The sequence below is a fragment of the Paraflavitalea soli genome (assembly GCF_003555545.1).
GTDB classification, from domain to species: domain Bacteria; phylum Bacteroidota; class Bacteroidia; order Chitinophagales; family Chitinophagaceae; genus Paraflavitalea; species Paraflavitalea soli.
The window spans coordinates 2,726,504-2,743,271 of record NZ_CP032157.1; the positions used below are offsets into that span (position 1 = coordinate 2,726,504).

Annotated in this window: 15 protein-coding genes and 1 tRNA gene; 9 read left to right on the plus strand and 7 right to left on the minus strand. The window is 44.7% G+C overall.

What is annotated here, in order from left to right; genetic code table 11:
* Positions 1-198: 198 nt before the first annotated feature.
* On the plus strand, positions 199-663 hold the full coding sequence (locus D3H65_RS10075) for an Lrp/AsnC family transcriptional regulator (protein ID WP_119050188.1): 465 nt from the start codon (positions 199-201) through the stop codon (positions 661-663).
* 266 nt (positions 664-929) lie between these two features.
* Positions 930-1,445 carry a VOC family protein gene (locus D3H65_RS10080; RefSeq protein ID WP_119050189.1) on the plus strand — a complete coding sequence of 172 codons (516 nt, stop codon included), beginning with the start codon at positions 930-932 and terminating at the stop codon, positions 1,443-1,445.
* A gap of 13 nt (positions 1,446-1,458) precedes the next feature.
* Here the strand turns inward: D3H65_RS10080 and D3H65_RS10085 are convergent, their stop codons facing one another.
* Positions 1,459-2,097: a class I SAM-dependent methyltransferase gene (locus D3H65_RS10085; protein ID WP_119050190.1), complete on the minus strand. Its 639-nt coding sequence runs from the start codon at positions 2,095-2,097 to the stop codon at positions 1,459-1,461.
* A 144-nt stretch (positions 2,098-2,241) separates the two neighbouring features.
* On the opposite strand from D3H65_RS10085, the gene D3H65_RS10090 reads away from it, so the two are divergent.
* From D3H65_RS10090 to D3H65_RS10105, 5 genes are all read left to right on the plus strand, one after another.
* Positions 2,242-2,640, plus strand: coding sequence for a VOC family protein (locus tag D3H65_RS10090; RefSeq protein WP_119050191.1), 399 nt, complete (start codon positions 2,242-2,244; stop codon positions 2,638-2,640).
* A gap of 540 nt (positions 2,641-3,180) precedes the next feature.
* Complete coding sequence (locus D3H65_RS10095) at positions 3,181-3,615, plus strand: DUF1801 domain-containing protein (RefSeq protein WP_119050192.1); 435 nt, start codon at positions 3,181-3,183, stop codon at positions 3,613-3,615.
* Between the two features lie 62 nt (positions 3,616-3,677).
* Entirely contained in the window at positions 3,678-3,908 is a 231-nt protein-coding gene (locus D3H65_RS32890; protein ID WP_162915531.1) for a hypothetical protein, read from the plus strand.
* A 140-nt stretch (positions 3,909-4,048) separates the two neighbouring features.
* Positions 4,049-4,342 carry a helix-turn-helix transcriptional regulator gene (locus D3H65_RS10100; protein ID WP_245999718.1) on the plus strand — a complete coding sequence of 98 codons (294 nt, stop codon included), beginning with the start codon at positions 4,049-4,051 and terminating at the stop codon, positions 4,340-4,342.
* A gap of 3 nt (positions 4,343-4,345) precedes the next feature.
* Positions 4,346-5,593: a type II toxin-antitoxin system HipA family toxin gene (locus tag D3H65_RS10105; RefSeq protein WP_119050193.1), complete on the plus strand. Its 1,248-nt coding sequence runs from the start codon at positions 4,346-4,348 to the stop codon at positions 5,591-5,593.
* Between the two features lie 328 nt (positions 5,594-5,921).
* Here D3H65_RS10105 and D3H65_RS10110 read toward each other — a convergent pair whose 3' ends face one another.
* The 4 genes from D3H65_RS10110 to D3H65_RS10125 form a co-directional block, all read right to left on the minus strand.
* Positions 5,922-6,854: a hypothetical protein gene (locus D3H65_RS10110; protein WP_119050194.1), complete on the minus strand. Its 933-nt coding sequence runs from the start codon at positions 6,852-6,854 to the stop codon at positions 5,922-5,924.
* A 69-nt stretch (positions 6,855-6,923) separates the two neighbouring features.
* Positions 6,924-7,826 (minus strand): abortive infection family protein, encoded by a 903-nt coding sequence (locus D3H65_RS10115; RefSeq protein WP_119050195.1) that lies wholly within the window; start codon positions 7,824-7,826, stop codon positions 6,924-6,926.
* Positions 7,819-8,292 (minus strand): hypothetical protein, encoded by a 474-nt coding sequence (locus D3H65_RS10120; RefSeq protein WP_162915532.1) that lies wholly within the window; start codon positions 8,290-8,292, stop codon positions 7,819-7,821. Before D3H65_RS10120 ends, D3H65_RS10115 begins: the two co-directional genes overlap by 8 nt.
* A gap of 318 nt (positions 8,293-8,610) precedes the next feature.
* The gene (locus D3H65_RS10125) at positions 8,611-9,492 is read right to left on the minus strand and encodes a hypothetical protein (protein WP_162915533.1); all 882 of its coding nucleotides are present in this window, start codon (positions 9,490-9,492) and stop codon (positions 8,611-8,613) included.
* Between the two features lie 223 nt (positions 9,493-9,715).
* Here D3H65_RS10125 and D3H65_RS10130 point away from each other — a divergent pair, with 223 nt between their 5' ends.
* Positions 9,716-10,456, plus strand: a complete 741-nt coding sequence (locus tag D3H65_RS10130; RefSeq protein WP_119050198.1) for a TIGR02391 family protein — start codon at positions 9,716-9,718, stop codon at positions 10,454-10,456.
* Positions 10,457-10,564: 108 nt separating this feature from the next.
* On the opposite strand, the gene D3H65_RS10135 is transcribed toward D3H65_RS10130, so the two are convergent.
* Positions 10,565-10,637: transfer RNA gene (locus D3H65_RS10135), tRNA-Lys, on the minus strand.
* A 305-nt stretch (positions 10,638-10,942) separates the two neighbouring features.
* Here D3H65_RS10135 and D3H65_RS10140 point away from each other — a divergent pair.
* Positions 10,943-13,180, plus strand: coding sequence for an FUSC family protein (locus D3H65_RS10140; protein ID WP_119050199.1), 2,238 nt, complete (start codon positions 10,943-10,945; stop codon positions 13,178-13,180).
* Positions 13,181-13,267: 87 nt separating this feature from the next.
* On the opposite strand, the gene D3H65_RS10145 is transcribed toward D3H65_RS10140, so the two are convergent.
* The gene (locus D3H65_RS10145) at positions 13,268-16,762 is read right to left on the minus strand and encodes a family 16 glycosylhydrolase (protein WP_119050200.1); all 3,495 of its coding nucleotides are present in this window, start codon (positions 16,760-16,762) and stop codon (positions 13,268-13,270) included.
* Between the last annotated feature and the right edge of the window lie 6 nt (positions 16,763-16,768).

Consider the following 16,768-nt stretch of genomic DNA (forward strand, 5'->3'; position numbering starts at 1 on the left):
GAAAGGCAAAGTGCAATGGACAAAGAGCGGCGTTGAAGCGCTTCAACAGCAGCATTAAATTCGGAACAAATGTATTATTTTAGATCAATCCACTACCATACCGTCAAAAGTTCAGTATAAAACACTTTATTTATCTATTTTTACCAAATATTCAACCGTCATTCCATCAAAATAAGTCTCTAACCAGCAAATTATTCTATGGCAGAAACTCTGGACAAGATTGATCGACAAATACTAAAGCTATTGAGCCAGGACTCTAATGTGACCATGAAAGAGCTGGCTGCAAGAATAAACCTCTCGCCATCCCCGGTCTTTGAGCGGGTGAAAAGGTTGGAAGCCGATGGCTACATCAAGAAATACATAGCGCTGATAGATGCCGAAAAGCTGAACTATGGGCTGGTCGTTTTTTGCAACATAAAACTTAAGCAGCACGATAAAAGCATCGGGCATCAGTTTGTATCCGACATCATGCGGCTGGAAGAGGTTGTTGAATGCTATAATATATCCGGCGACTTCGACTTCCTGTTGAAAGTGCTGGCGAAAGATATGAAGCACTACCAGGAGTTTGTGTTTAATAAACTCGGGTCCGTGAAAAGCATCGGAAGTACCCACAGCACGTTTGTTATGTGCGAGAATAAGCATTCTTACAATATCAATCTATAAGCAGCTTAAGATGCACCGGCTCATCCTGGTTTGTCATTGATCCTCTTTTTTGTCCTTTCGAACGGAGCGAAGCGCAGTGAGAAATCTTTCTGCGTCGATAGCGGATTCCTCCCTGCGGTCGGAATGACAAGGTAGGGGTGAAATATACCGCTGGGTTGCCCACCTGCAATTGTCGCAAAGCGCCTGTTTATTGGCGAAAATGCCCCTGATGCAGACAACCCGCCTGTTATAACTTTACTGTCTCACTAACTTAACAACGAACAAACATGAGCAGTATCAATAACACCATTGCCGGGCTCGAATTTGCACAGGTGGGCTGGGTAGTACCGGACATACACGCCGCTGTAAAATTCCTGTCGAATGCCCTGGGCATTGCAGGCTTCCCCCCACCCCAACACGTCCAGGCACTGGACCTGGATATGACCTATTATGGCAAGGCCGTAGCCGGCGAATGGCTCACCACACAGACCTTTAATGGCGGCACCTTCATTGAGCTTGTACAACCGCTTTCCGGCCAAAGCATGTTCCATGATTACCTAACCAAATATCCTGCAGGTGGCACACAGCATATGGCCTTCCGCTTACCGATTAGCGGTTTCGACCGGATCATCAGTGAGCTACGTGAACAAGGGTATGAGATGATCAGCGAGGTGGATCATCCCATTGCACGCATGGCTTTCTTCGACACTTACCAAACCCTGGGCGTAGTGACCGAGATTATGGGCATCACACCGGAAGGATGGGTAGCTATCAAACAAATGGAGAAGATGGGGCAAGGGTAAACCTTCCTATTAATCATTTTTTCTCAGCCCAGATATAACCTCTCGTAGTTGGGTATTCCATGTTTTCATGCGGACGCCGCTCTATTACATCAATGATCGCAAAACCAGTTTCATTAAGTAAGGCAACTATATCATCTGTCTTAAAGAAGAACAGGTCAATATCAACTTCTTTGTCGCGGGCTTTGTCAAAATGAACTATTTTATCACCCACATGAAAGGAGAATAAAAAATCTCCGCCTGTTTTCAATACCCTGTTTATTTCACCAAAACATTTTCTCACCTCGTCAAGCGTAAAATGTACGATCGCATAAAATGCCAGTACACTTCCAAGATGCCCTGAGGGATAAGCGATATTCAACAAGTCGCCGGTCTCAAAGTTAATGTCAGGAGAAAGTCTGCGGGCAACATTCACCATGGCTGGTGACAGATCAAGACCAACGATATTTTTTAAGCCATTGTCGTACAGGAACCTGGTTGTTTGTCCGGGGCCACATCCAAAGTCGGCGCATAGCCCGTTTTCTTTATTGGCAGTTGCAAATGCTGTCAACAACAGCCGGTCAATATGTTTCCTGGAGAGTTCGTCCCAGCGCTCTGTGGCATAATCTTCGGCTACGGTGTTATAACACTGTAATATTTTCTCTTGCGGACCCATGGTATACTTGTTTTACTTGTGTGACAGCAAATTACTAACTTGAAAATATGTTTTAATAATGAAATAAAAAAACGCTCCCCTACTCCATCAAACCATTATACGAGGCTAGCATGATAATTGAACAACCACTTTAAATTAAAATGTATGAAAGCGAAAAAAATATGGGCCAACTTCAGTGTAAAAAACGCAAAGCGCACCGAGGAATTCTATACACAACTGGGGTTTAGTCCCAGTAAGCAAAACAACTATCCACAGCTGGCTAGTTTTCTTTTTGGTGATGATGGTTTTGTGATCCATTTCTTCGAACAGGGTACACAGATAGATGAATATTTAACATCGGGTTCAGCAACTAACAGTGAAATAATTTTCACGCTGTCTGCAGAAACGGAGGCGGAAGTGAAAGAATGGGCAGCGAAAGTTAAAAGCACCGGCGGCACTATTTTGAAGGATGTGCAGCGAGATGAAAGCAATTATTATGGATTTGCCTTTGCTGATCCTGACGGTCATAAATTCAATGTGTTGTTGATGGAAAAAGGGATGTAACAGGCGGGGTTTTGAGCGACATCTTCAGGGTTTCTCCTCAATGGTGACTCGATAGATTCGAACATCCTCCTCTTTGGGTCCTCTTTGCTTTCTCGGGCCCCGAGGAGGCATAGAGAAGGCATTGAGGAGGATCCGGGGAGGCAAAGAGAAGAAACCATGAAAAATGTGTAATTCATCCCAGGACATATGCCGTTCGTCCCAGGCGTTTCCTCTCTTTGTCCTACCCGCCCGGTGTTTTGGAGGAAAAAAGGCTGTTCGTCCCAGGACATATGTCACTCATCCCAATTTTTGGACAAGCCCGACCCATTTTTGAAAAACAGGAGTGGAAGCAGTTGTAGATTTGCTCTATCAGTCTGACACTGCCAAAGGAGATTTCGCTTGGGAAAGCAGGAAGAGCGAACCTGCCAACCCTCTCCCCACAGCAGCGGCTGGTAAAGATCACTTTAACTACCCATAGATCGGCGTTATACCCCCTTAGGAAGTCGCATTCTCCCCCTTGAATTCAGTAAGGGCTCGGTACATTTGGGAAACAACCTTTTTATGGACATACAGGAACAAATCAAAAAGTATATAGCCAGCCAACCTGAACCCAAACGCAGTGACATGCAAACCTTGCACCACCGTATACTGGAGGTAAGGCCAGGATGTAAATTATGGTTCCTGGATGGCAAAGACAGCAACAATAAAACGGTGTCTAATCCCAACATCGGATATGGACATCATACCATGAAATATGCTGATGGAAAGACCAGGGAGTTTTATCAGATTGGTCTCAGTGCAAACACCACCGGCATCTCGGTCTACATCCTTGGCATCAGTGATAAGGCTTACTTAGCCAACACCTATGGGAAAAAAATAGGCAAAGCCACTGTAACCGGGTATTGCATTAAGTTCAAAGCGCTGAAAGATATTAATATGGATGTACTTGAAGCGGCTATACGATTCGGGTTTGAGGTGCAGCAGGAACAACAATAAGCCGGGCCCCCTATTGATCTCTCCTATCGCTCAGGCTTTGGATTCCTTACTATATCAGTAAAATGATGATATTTGAGGCAACATTCAAAACATTATCATTGACCTACGATATACTAGATCCCCCAATGGCGCCCTGGCTTACTTTGCAGCCCACCAATATAGCTGATCAGATACATTTTGCTAAAGAAAACGGAGTAACAAACTTCTCCTGCACCTTTCACCAAACAGATGGCATAGAAGAGTTTCCTTCTTTTGATGAGATAGCAGTAAAAGAGGTCATACTTCACTGCTAAAAAGCTGATAATTAAGTGAATATTATTTTTTTTGTCATGCCTGCTTACTAAGTCCGCGTCTCTATAGATTTAAAATGTCCGCTCAAAGTGTAGTATATTTTAAGCAACCTTGCTATATTTGTTGATAATAACCAACAAAAGTGCAATCAAAAAAGCAAAACCTCCTTCCAAAGTTTCAAAAGATGATGGAACAGGTAGGCGAGAATATTAAACTGGCCAGAAAACGACGTAGTCTTACAGCCACCCAGGTTGCGGAGCGGGCTGGTATAGATCGTTCCACCTTATATCAAATTGAAAAAGGAAACCCAGGAGTTGCCATGGGTTCCTATTTTAATGTTTTGAGGGTATTGGGGCTTCAGAACGACATGCTGAAGTTGGCAGCCGACGATGAGTTTGGGAGAAGATTGCAGGATCTAAAACTCATGGGGAAATAAGGCATGGCCGGAAAGACCGATATATGGGTATATGCTGATTGGAAAGGCATGTCCTCACCCAGGTGTGTAGGGATACTATCTGCTCAACAAGCCAAAGGAAGAAAGGCGTTTAGTTTTACCTATGACAAAAAGTGGATCAGTTCTCAGGAACAACTATTGCTTGATCCGGATATTGCCTGGTATGGTGGTCAACAATATCCTAACGGGAAAGAGAACTTTGGGGTCTTTCTTGATTCTATGCCAGACACCTGGGGAAGAACCTTAATGAAACGCCGGGCAGCACTCAATGCAAATGAGCAAGGCAAAACAGCCCCTGTATTATATGATATCGACTTCCTGTTAGGTGTTCATGATTTAAGCCGGATGGGGGCTTTAAGATTTAAAAGAGAACCGGAAGGCGATTTTCTGGCTAATGATACCGTTTCACCCGCACCACCATGGACGAGTATCCGGGAATTGCAGCATGGCGCTGAAATGATTGAAGCTAATGAAGATACCGCTGAGACCAGAAAATGGCTTACCATGTTAATGGCTCCGGGTTCTTCATTGGGAGGTGCGAGGCCGAAGGCTAATGTGCTGGATGAGGACGGGCATCCCTGGATTGCAAAATTTCCATCAAAGAATGATACGATAAATAAGGGAGCATGGGAATACCTGGCTTATCGCCTCGCCGTAAATGCGGGTATAAATATGGCTACTTCGAAGCTCGAACGTGTTGCAGGATCCTATCATACTTTTTTTACCAAACGTTTTGACAGAGATAAACAAGAGCGGATTCACTTTGCTTCCGCTATGACAATGACCGGCAAAAATGAAGACCTTATCCGGGATGAAACGCCATCCTATCTGGATATTGTTGAGTTTATTCAGTTCTCGGGAACGCATGTGGAGGAAGATTTGCATCAGTTATGGAGAAGAATGGTTTTCAATATTCTTATCTCCAATACTGATGACCATTTAAGGAATCATGGATTTATCCTAACTAACGAGGGCTGGCGGTTATCGCCGGCTTTTGATATCAATCCTTCAATAGATAAGGAGGGGTTGGCATTGAATATTGATATGGACAGTAACGCGCTGGATCTCGATCTGGCGAAAAGTGTAGGTATTTATTTCAGGTTGAATAATAAAGAAATGGGCACGATACTTTCCGAAGTATATTCTTCTATTTCAGGATGGCAAGAATTGGCAAAAGAGATCGGGCTATCACGAGGTGAGCAAATACTGATGAAAGGAGCGTTCAGGCTGTAGGCCTTAGTGTAATTGAGCATAAAAAAAGAGGTCATCTTTCGATAACCTCTCTGTGAACCCGTTAGGATCAATATCGAACCTTTTTTACGAGGAACTGAAAACATTCCTTTTACTCAAGAACCTCATAATCAAAGAATTAAAATAATTCTCTTGACCCTTTTGCCTTGACAATATTGGAATTTCCACTTACCTGTCTTAAGTCAGGATGTCTTTTACATACTCATCAGTCATTGGATGTTCATTTATTTTTGATATGATGCATCCAAGTTCATTTCAATGTTCATTGACCGAACTTGTAAATATCTATTTAGTGACTGCTTCGCTGGTTCTAATTATCCTTCGCTGGACACCAAAGCCCTCCTTTTTCAGTTACAGGTTTCAATAGATGAAATTCCACTTTTTCAACTGGATCAATGCGGTTAATACGAACCTCAACTGTGCCCCCTGAATTTTTTGATAGTCCGACATAGAAAGTGTCTATCATTTTTTGTAGCCGACTTATTTGAGAATATATTACCAATGTATCGTGGATCATGTCTACCCACTGATCGAAGGTTATAACTCGTATTTGTGAATTAAGGTCATCCTCTATGTAGTTATGTAAATGAATATATCTTCCATAAATAGAATACTGTGAGTGCGCGATTGAGTTGCGTACTTGAGTTCTATAGGCATTTTTAATGGCATTGTATATTAAAGGATATTCAGGTTTGAGGCGATCCCGCACATGCAGTCTGACGATCTCTTCCCGTTTTTTACCCTTGTTCTTCAAATTCACAGATTGTTTGATACGAAAATGCCAATCATATGGTTCTGAATTTGCGATCCGAGTTAGTTGGTATAGCTTCTTTAAGTAACTATCCATTTCCCATATTTTCTGATAGATCAACATTTCGTATTGTATGGAAACAGCTTCATCGTCATGAAGCCGATCAGCTTCTGCAGCACGTTCGGACGTCCACTGAATCAGGTCGAGATAATCTTTGTATGGTTGATCAAATGCAGCATCACGAAGATAATTACCAATGAAGTTATGATGCAAAATCTCTGAATGTCCTTCATCACCGGGGCCAATTAGGTATGGGCTTTGCTGTCCTCCTAAGTTATCCCAAGTGTGAACTTCCGGATGATGAAATCCATTTACGATCACTAACAGCAGATCGCCATTGTGTGTTTGTCTTAGTAAAGAGTTTTGTAATAGAAGATCAAACTCTTGATATAGTTGTTGGGTTTTGGCGTCGAGTATATCTTTGAAAATCATTCCTTCAAATATTTGTTTTATTCGATCTTGTAAAGCTGAGAATAGGATCGGTCATTCACCAAAGCCAGTTTACTTTCTGTGTGTTTCTAACAAGTAAACAGCAAGTGTAGTTGCTGCACCAACTGCTAACCGTGCATGCCGCGGCTGTAGCCCCTTGAATGTTCCATCTTTTCCGTGGCCACTACCATACTCATTCCTAATCTCCCCAATTCCTTGCACGACAGATCCGAGACTGCCAAGAATTTGCTTAATCGATGCCGATGCCTTTGCTTCGTTCGGTATATCATCCGGGGCTAATTTCAGTAGCTTGGCAGTTTCTTTCATCAATTTTTGCAGGTCCCATCCTTTATCATAATTCTCATTGCGTTCATTGAAGATGGACTTGCAGCAGGTTTCTATCAACTCCTTCGCTAAACCTATTGCTATATGCGGGGAGTTCTCAATCGATGATTCCATTAGATTTATCTGCTGGAAGACGTATTCTTCAGATAGCATCTTCTTTAATTCAGCGGTTTGCCTGATAATACTTGCACCACCAATAATCATCTTCCTCCCAACGAACAGCGGCCTATTAGAAATTCTTGACTTCTCAATTATTTCAAAACCATCGCTCTTCAAGTTTTGATTAAACATTTGAAGCAACCTATTCACTTCTGACGCATCACCTCTAACGACCGGATGAATCATCTCACAAAGAAAATTTAGAAGAACAGCATCATCACAGTTTAATAGATTCAACCTGGAATCAGTGAATACCCAGTCATCTGGCCAGTCATAAGGATTATTAATCCTATGCTGCCAAATGTCACCCGCCATATTACTGTAGTGATCATCATTTGACTGCATTTTGTTGAGATCGTACATTCTCGACAAAAATTCAGTTTCTTCAAGCCGACCATTCCATAAAATTCTTTCAATCCGAATAAAATCGAAGATGTTTCGTCGTGTAACGACTGTAATCTTGTTAGCCATTTGCTATTTGATTATGGTTCCCCGTAAATGCCTTAAAATGTGCTTTATCTCCTTTGATCAATCCTTTTTGTGATAGGTACTCGATCGTTTCGTTTGATAAATCAAAGTACCTTTTTAGGTAAATGGAAGCGTCGTCATGATGTACTTCAATCCACTCTTTCATTTTACTGGCGATATTTGCATGAACAGACCATAGAATCTTTGAATAGTATAAAAAGTAGATTCGTGTCATTGTTATAGACTTCTCATCTTCGGACGTAAATATTGTTCGCTTTGCCACCAAAAGGAGATTGCTGTAGTTTGTTAGGAGTGCATTCAATTGATCAAGTACTGGCTGAGGTTCATGAATAGAATCAAATTTGAATTGAAAGAAAATTTCTATTCCGGAAAAGCCTTTGTAATTCAAATTGTTAATTTCTGCAACAACGCTATCATAAAGTTGCATCAATCTGTCAACTTTGGCCACGTGTCCATTAGATTGTTCAATACCCAGCTGATGTCTATAAGTCAATATAATTATTATAAGGCTTAATCCTGCACAAGATGCTCCAATTAGACCACCAATGTAGCTGCCATATTGAGAAAATCTTTCTCCATCAATATCCCCGCATCAGATTGATATTACTGTGCAGTAGAAACGGTAAGCTGGTCAACAGAATTAGTAAAACAGTAACTCCACCGTATCTAAGTAACTTTTTATCGTCCATAATCTAACATACTTAATTATAGCTGATTCCTACAAAGTTCTTTTTTTGTGCCTACGAGTGAAATACAACATCAGCATCTATTGCATCTTTTCCAACCTCTTGGTATCCACCCACCCAAATATTGCATGGCAAATACAATTGCAGATTTCAATCATGCAAGCGGTCGCTTCTATTCTTGATTCATTAGTTACTTCATGGTCGAATTTGCCGAAATAAGTCACCATAGTCATTTTCTTATTCTTGTGAGGAACAGTAGCATTCATTATATGTTTATTGCTGAAATGAATAAACCCAGATGTTTCGTTATAGACGTTAGTAATCCAAGGGTAGGTTTCGGCGGCTTTGTCTCGCAAATAGCTATCCGTCATTTTTTTACCATCCCGGTCAGCAATTTTATTAATGGGTGTTCCTTCCCAAACTTGAGTTGCTATTTTGTGAGGCTCAGTTACCAACCAAAGAGCTGACAATCGGAGGTAATTATCAAGTAAAGTTCTAACCAAATGAGCAGCAGAAAGGTAGTTTTTTGATTTAATTAAAGTATCAAAACCGAAGATCAGAGATAAGCTTCTGGTCACAACTCCAGAAATATAGAAGTCAATGGGATAAAGACCATTCCCTGCTTGCATCATTGCTGCTGCAAGAGCTTTGAACTTATCTTCAAAGCATGAAAGTTTATTTAAATACAGTAATAGAAGGTCAGATAGTTTATCGTCGGTGAGATTGGTTGGAAGCACTATTTTTTCTTCCATTAAGGGCATCCAATACGGGCGCGCGGTTATAGCTCTAAAATTGCCATCCTCCGTACATAACCAACCAGCGCCATTATGATCATTTGTAAGTATTAGCCGACCAACTCCTGTAAGCATAGTATTGTCTTCTGTCAGTTTTCCTACAAGTACCGAATGTTCTGGCATAGGTAGCCGGTTTTCGATATGAACCCAGTCTGAGATAGTGTTCATGGTCATTTTTTATTTAAGTTAAAAGTACAGTTGCTACCACGCAGCCTACTTGCGCAGGTGAAGAAAAATAGGAAATATGCTTAATTAACTTGGAAAAAGGTATTGCTTATCGATCTATTGATAACTAACTAACATACCTATGTAATTTATCAACATCATAAATAACTGAATAGTTAAACAAAGACTGAATACGTTAATTTTAGCAATAATCAATGCTTAAGATATGATAAATTGGAAATACATAGTTACAAAGCTGAGTGAAGAATACCATTCTCCTGGATATGGCTTTTGGACAGAAGAGCACCTGCGTCGATCCTGGAAAATTACATTCGACTTTCCGCCGTCCAGGTTTCACGATCCCAATGATATGCATGGCAACTTTGCTACACTATTTGACTTTCTGGCTACCATTGCCAACTTGGATAATGTAACGGATCAAGAGAAAATTGAGAAAATGGTCATTCTTCTGGAGAATATAGCAGACAAGATAGATATTACAACTATCAATAAGGTATTAGTAAAAGGCGGGTATGAAGTACCATTGCCGGAACCTGATGATTCACTGGCTTCCACATCGGTAAACAGCATGCACCAGCAGGTGATAGCTAATTGTGCAAAGTTCTTCAAGCAAGGCCATTTCTTTACTTGTGTAAACGAAGCCTGCAAAGCATATAACAAAGCTGTACAGCAAAAAAGCGGTAGCGATAAAGATGGCAATGAACTTATGTTTGCAGTATTGGGTAATAAGGGGAAACTTCGCTTCAATGCTGGTAGTACAGAAACAGAAAAGAATGAATTTGAAGGTTTTCAATTCATGTCAGCAGGCATTATGAAAATGTTCAGAAACCCTACATCACATGAAACCGCTTTGTCAGGGAAAATCAATAAACAGGAGTGCCTGGAAATACTTGGTATCATTTCTTATATGTTTAGACAATTAGACAAGTCAACCTTGATTTCCTAAAACCACCAAAAGGAATACACCAGTGTTCGACACCTTTAAAATAGATGAATTTCTCGAACACAAAAAAAGCCTTCAAATTCAAATGAATCTGAAGGCTTCTTTATTCCGTGATCCCGCTGGGACTCGAACCCAGGGCCCCATCATTAAAAGTGATGTGCTCTACCAACTGAGCTACGAGATCTCACCTCCCTTTCTACTTAGTAACTGTCTCATTTTCAGGACCGTTATGTCGTTTTTGGGAGTGCAAAAATACGCTAAAAACATATTGTACCAAATTTTTAATCAATTTTATTTTCACACCCTGTGGATGAAATGTGCTTGGTTTTCTGAATTACCCGGAAAGTCGCTCCCCACCTGATCAAAGATACCCTACGCCCCTTCCTGCTCGCTAAAATATTTTTGCAAACGAATGAGTTACAGAAAATTAAACCGGCCATTTGGCCCATCCCAACAAAAGGGGGTGTAATTTAGTTATGATTACACGCTATGGATTATACCCGGGAATTCAGGAAGTTTATCAGTAGTCAATATTTATACGCCGGCGTTCGCATAACAGCCGGCGCCATCATACCCGCTTTAATACTCAATCACTTTGGCCTCCTCAGCTCCATGATGGCCATTCCCCTCGGCGCCCTCGTAGTCAGCACCACCGATACCCCTGGCCCACCCCAACACCGTCGCAACGGCATGTTGGTGAGCATCCTGCTCAACTTCGCCATGGTGGTGATCGTAGGCTTCAGCCGGGAAATACCCTGGCTCATTGGCCTGGAGATCGTGGCCTTTGGACTCTTCTTTTCCCTGGCGGGCGTATACGGTAACCGGGTCAATGCCATCGGCATCATCGCCCTGTTTGTCTTTATCTTCAATATCGACAGCCACCTCGCCTCACTCAATATCTGGCGTGATGCGGCCTGGTTTACCGTTGGCGGCGCCTGGTATGCCATCCTCAGCCTTACACTCTATTCCCTGCGTCCCTTCAAGCCCATTCAGCAATTACTGGGCGAGAACCTGATGGAAATTGCCGATTACCTGCGGGTGAAAGCCGCCTTTTACGATAAAGAACGGGACAATGATCATCTGTACCGCGAACTGATGCGCCTCCAGGTATCGATGCACCAACACCAGGATGAACTCCGCGAAATGCTGTTCCGCGCCCGGCGCGTGATCACGGAATCGACCAGTAAGGGCCGCATCCTCATGATGATGTTCCTCGACAGCATGGACCTCTTCGAGCGCATCATGACCACGCAGCAGGATTATGAATCGCTCCACAAAGAATTTGACGATACGCAGATCCTCCCCATCTACCACCGCCTCATCATGCAGTCTTCAGATGAATTGCAAAGGATCGGATTGGCGGTACAGGAAGGTCTTCCCTATAAGGATGACAATTCATTGGACGCTGCCTACAAGGAAGCCAGTGAAGCCTTTTTTGCGCTGCGGGACCAGCAACTGGGTCCACATACGATTGAAGGCTTTATCAAACTCCGGCATATCCTCTACAGCATTGAAGACCTGATAGAACGCATCGGGGTGCTGGCGCATTACTCTACCTACGACCGCAGCATCAGCAAAAACAAAGCGTTGCCCGACCCCGAACGGCTGGAAGAACAGGATTCGGCAGGTCAGGAGTTTAACGTCCGGCTGCTGCTCGATAACCTCTCTCTTAAATCATCGCATTTCAGGCATGCCATCCGGGTTACCCTGGCCATGATGATCGGTTATATCATCTCTTTGCTGTACCCCCTGGGCCATGGTTACTGGATATTGCTCACCATTGTCACCATTCTCAAGCCGGCCTACAGCATTACCAAGCAACGCAATTTTCAACGTTTGGCAGGCACGCTCATCGGAGCGGCGGTATCCTTTGCCCTACTCTATTTTATAAAAGACAATACGGTTCTCTTTATCCTGATGCTGGTGGCCATGATCATGGCCTACAGTTACCTCAAGCTCAATTACCTGATTGGCTCAGTGGGCATCACGGCTTATGTGGTGATGAGTTTTCACTTCATGAACCCCGATGGATTGGCCATTGTATTGCAGGACAGGATCGTGGATACAGGCATTGGCTCCCTGATCGCCTGGCTGGTATCCAGTTTTGTACTGCCCTTATGGGAACACGAACAGATCGAGCCCTTTATTCAACAGTTTGTAAAAGCCAACCGCCAATACTTTACAGAGGTAGCAGCCTCGTTTGTAGGACAGGCTACTGAGATCAAGAATTACAGAACTGCCCGTAAGGATGCCTTTGTGGCCCTGGCCAATATGTCGGATCATTTTCAACGCATGCTTTCGGAACCGAAGAACAAACAACCGGGACTGCCGCATTACCACCAGTTTGTAGCCACCAGCCATTTGCTTACTTCACATATAGCTTCCCTATCCTATTATGCGCATAGATCAGCCTCTCAATATGCTTCTGCCGATTTTCAACCACTCATCAAACAGGTGGATGATCAATTCCAACAGTCGCTCAACCTGCTCGACAACCAGGCCATCACGAAGACAGAGTTAAAATCCGGCGATTATCCTATACGCGCCCGCCTCCAGCAACTGCTGGAACAAAGGAGGCAGGAGATGAATGCAGGTCCCGGCAACCCGGAGAAATCGGTTCGTAAAACACTCTCCGACCTGAAGGCCATCACCGATCAGTTCCAGCTTATTTACTCCATTACGGGCGAACAGGTAAAGATCATCGAGAAATTACACAAGGCTGAATAACAGCACAAGCTGAACATAAACCATACAAAATGGCCCCGGGCTTTGCGCGGGGCCATTTTGTATTACAAGGTATCCGGGATCGGATTACTACAACTTAACGATCTTGATCGATGCAGGTGCAGAAGTTCCTTCCAGGTGCAGCATATAGTTGCCGCCGGGCAGATTGCCCAGGCTCTTGCTAAACCTGGCATTACCTGCCGGTACATTCCATTGACGAAGCAGGCGGCCATTCATATCCAGCAACTTCATGGTATGATAATGATGCCTGCCCTGCTCGATGGTGATCATATCCCTTACAGGGTTGGGATATACCCTGAATGCCAGCGGTGCTTCCGAATCACCGGAGATGGCGCTCTTCATCGTAAGGGAAGATGCCGTGGTATCAGGCGCCGGCGCTACCGCACAATTATTGATCGCAAACCAGTTGAATTTAAAAGTACCCTGGTACACGATGACATTGGCATAACTTATTGCGGGCAATGTCATGGTATCGGTAATAGTTGCCCATTGACCATTGGTATTGGGCAGGCTGATAATGCCGTAGGTGATGCCGGAATTGGCGAGCTTCACTTTGGCAGGTGCGGTCGTCAATACCCGGAAGCTCACATTGTACTTGCCCCTTACCGGTATAGCCAATACACTGTAACCAAACCAATGGTTATAACCCAGCCCCGTAAAGTTTTGTCCACCACTGGTATCCGTAGTAGGTTCCAGGGTAGGCTGGGGAGAACGGGAGGTACTGATCTCCGCTTCATAGCGCTTATTAAAAGTGCAGCCATACCCGGTCGTGAAAATAGCCGACCCGCTGATGCTGTCTTTGACTGCTGTAATGGTAAAGGTGCCTGGTTCCATACCGGCCGTCAGGGCGCCGGCCTGGGTTACACTGTTGCCCGTGCCGCTTACCGACCAGGCAGGACCGGTAAATGCAAAGGCGCTGCCATACTGATCAAATCCCTTGGTGGTGTATTGCTGGGAAGCGCCAAACGGTACGGTGAGGCTATCCGGCACTACCTTGATGCTGGCCAACTGGGGTGCTGCCAACACTTTTACCTTTCCATAACCACTCATGCTATTGTAGGAAGCCTTGACCAGGTAACCACCCGGTGTATAGCTGGCGGTGAACACCCCCTTATAATCCATCACGCCACCAGCAGCAGGCACCGACCAGGTAAAGGGAATATCAAAACGGCTGCTGTCGCTGCCATAGGCCGCTGCCTTGAACGGTTTCTTTCCGCCCACAAATACACTGGTACTGTCGGGCGATACCACAATACGGGAAAGAGAAACGTCTGTAGCCCGCACCACCTTTAGCCAGTTGAAGTTCCAGCCGGAAGTAGCCGCTTGTATCAACAGCGTTTTCTTACCACCCGGCATTTGGAAAGGCGCGGAAGTAACGGTGACCCAGTTCTGCCAGCCGCCGCTGGCCGGCAGTGTCATCGTAGTCAGCAAGGTATCACCCATCATCACTTTCACGGTACTGGCCGTATTAACAGCTACACGCAGCTGGAGGCGGTAACTGCCCGTCCAGGGCGCTTCGATATCATATTCCATGAAAGAGGTAGCTCCAATAAAACTGACGTTCAGCACGCCGCTGGTATCCAGCACAGGTTCTGTGCGGGTGGTATTGGAATAATCAAATGCTTCCGCTTCTATCCTTGCAGGTACCGGTTTGAAATTGGCCACCCTGGTGGTTACATTTGCGGTGGCGGATAAAGTGTCACCATTATAACTAACCGTAGCCGTTACAATACCTGGTGAATGGATGCAGGCCAATCCTCCTGCCGTGATGGTATTGCCGCTGCCCGTAATGCTCCATACGGGTGTCAGGCTCATCGGGAAATCATTCTGGTCAAAGATCTTTGCCGTGTATTGGTATTTCCTGCCGGCTACAATAGCACGGTTGGCCGGACTTACCACGATACTGTCAGGCACCGGCGTGCCCAATCCCTTCTGGTACACCCGTACATAATCTACCAGCATGCTGTCGGGCCAGTTGGCTTCTGTGATCGCTCCACCCATACCGCCGCCAATGGCCACATTGAGGATGATATGAAATTTCTGATCGAAGGGCCAGTCTTTCCAGTCTGTCTTAGGGTTCACATACGTATACACTTTCACCCCATCATAGGTAAAGCGCAGGGAATCCTCACTCCATTCAAGGGCATATACATGGAATACCGTATCCACATCGGGAATGAGTTTCGACGCGGAAAGATGGCCTCCATTCGTCCAGTTATTGTTTTGCGTATGAACCGTAGAAAGCACCGTACCGAAATTATTACCTACATGCTCCATGATATCGATCTCTCCGCTCTTGGGCCATGCGCCATACGATTCGGTAGTAGGCATGAGCCAGATGGCTGGCCAGGAGCCACGTGCCCGGGGCAACCTCGCCCTTACTTCCACCTTACCATAGCGGAAATCGACTTTGTTGCGGGTAATGAGGCGGGCTGAGGACCAGGGCTCAGTCGTATTGTAATTGGGATAATCCTTTTTACCGGTGATCACCAGGCTGCCGTTGCGTACGCGGGCATTGTCATAAGAGGTATCTGTGTACACCTGTTGCTCTCCGTTGATCCAGCCTTTGGGACGTGGGTCTACCGTCCATTTGGTAAGATCGGGCAGGCCCGTGCCATTGAAGTGGTCTTCGAAAATAAGCGTATAGTTGGGATTGCCTTCAAAAACGACATTGCCCAACGCGAGATACTGCGCAGCGGCAGGACCGGCCAGCTCCGATCCTGCGATGGTAAGCCGGAGAGTAAAGCGTGAGTAATTGGCCAATGAATTGCCTGCCAGCACTACGTTCACAGTCGTGTCGTTCACTCTTTGCAGACTGTCGATGGTAACGCCGGATGGCAATTGCGCTGTCCAGTTTGATTTGTTCAATACTGAATCGAACGTATTCTTATGGATGGTGGCCTGGATAACAGCACCCTGCTCCTGCCCCATGACTATCCGCGTATCAGCCAGGGTAATATTTACCCGGTCAGGGCTCTGCACCAGGTCGAAATGCAGGATGCCATTGGCCTTCCGGCCATCGATGAATTGCACGACAATCGTATTGAAGTCAGTCCTATTCTTAACGCTTTTAAAATCAAAGACGGCTTCTTCCCAGGTATTGATATTCTTGATGCGATAAGTAAGAAATACCGCTTTGCTGTAATTGGTGCCGGGTTGCAGTTTGAACATGACATCTTCTATCACGTTGCTGCGCACCAGCATTTTGAAAACACTGTTGGTGCTCAGGTCAAAGGAGTCGGGCAGGCTGCAACTGGCCGACATCCATTCAAAGCTGGTGGTGTCTTTGGTAAACCTGGCTACATGCGAACTGGTATTGAGCCCTGTAACAGCAGGATTGGGAATATTAAACTCTACTTTACCTGTGGTCGTATTACCGGCATAAAACGTCCACCTGCCGGAGCAGGGGCCATGGCCCTCCATATCATCCAGCAGCAGGAACTGGGCCTGCCCTTTACTGCACAACAACAGGCAAAACAACAGGAATAAGGTGAACGTTCTGGTGAGCAGGGGCAGCAGTGTAGCGCCTCCCCATATGGGCAAGTTGATCGTTATCTTTTTCATGATGGC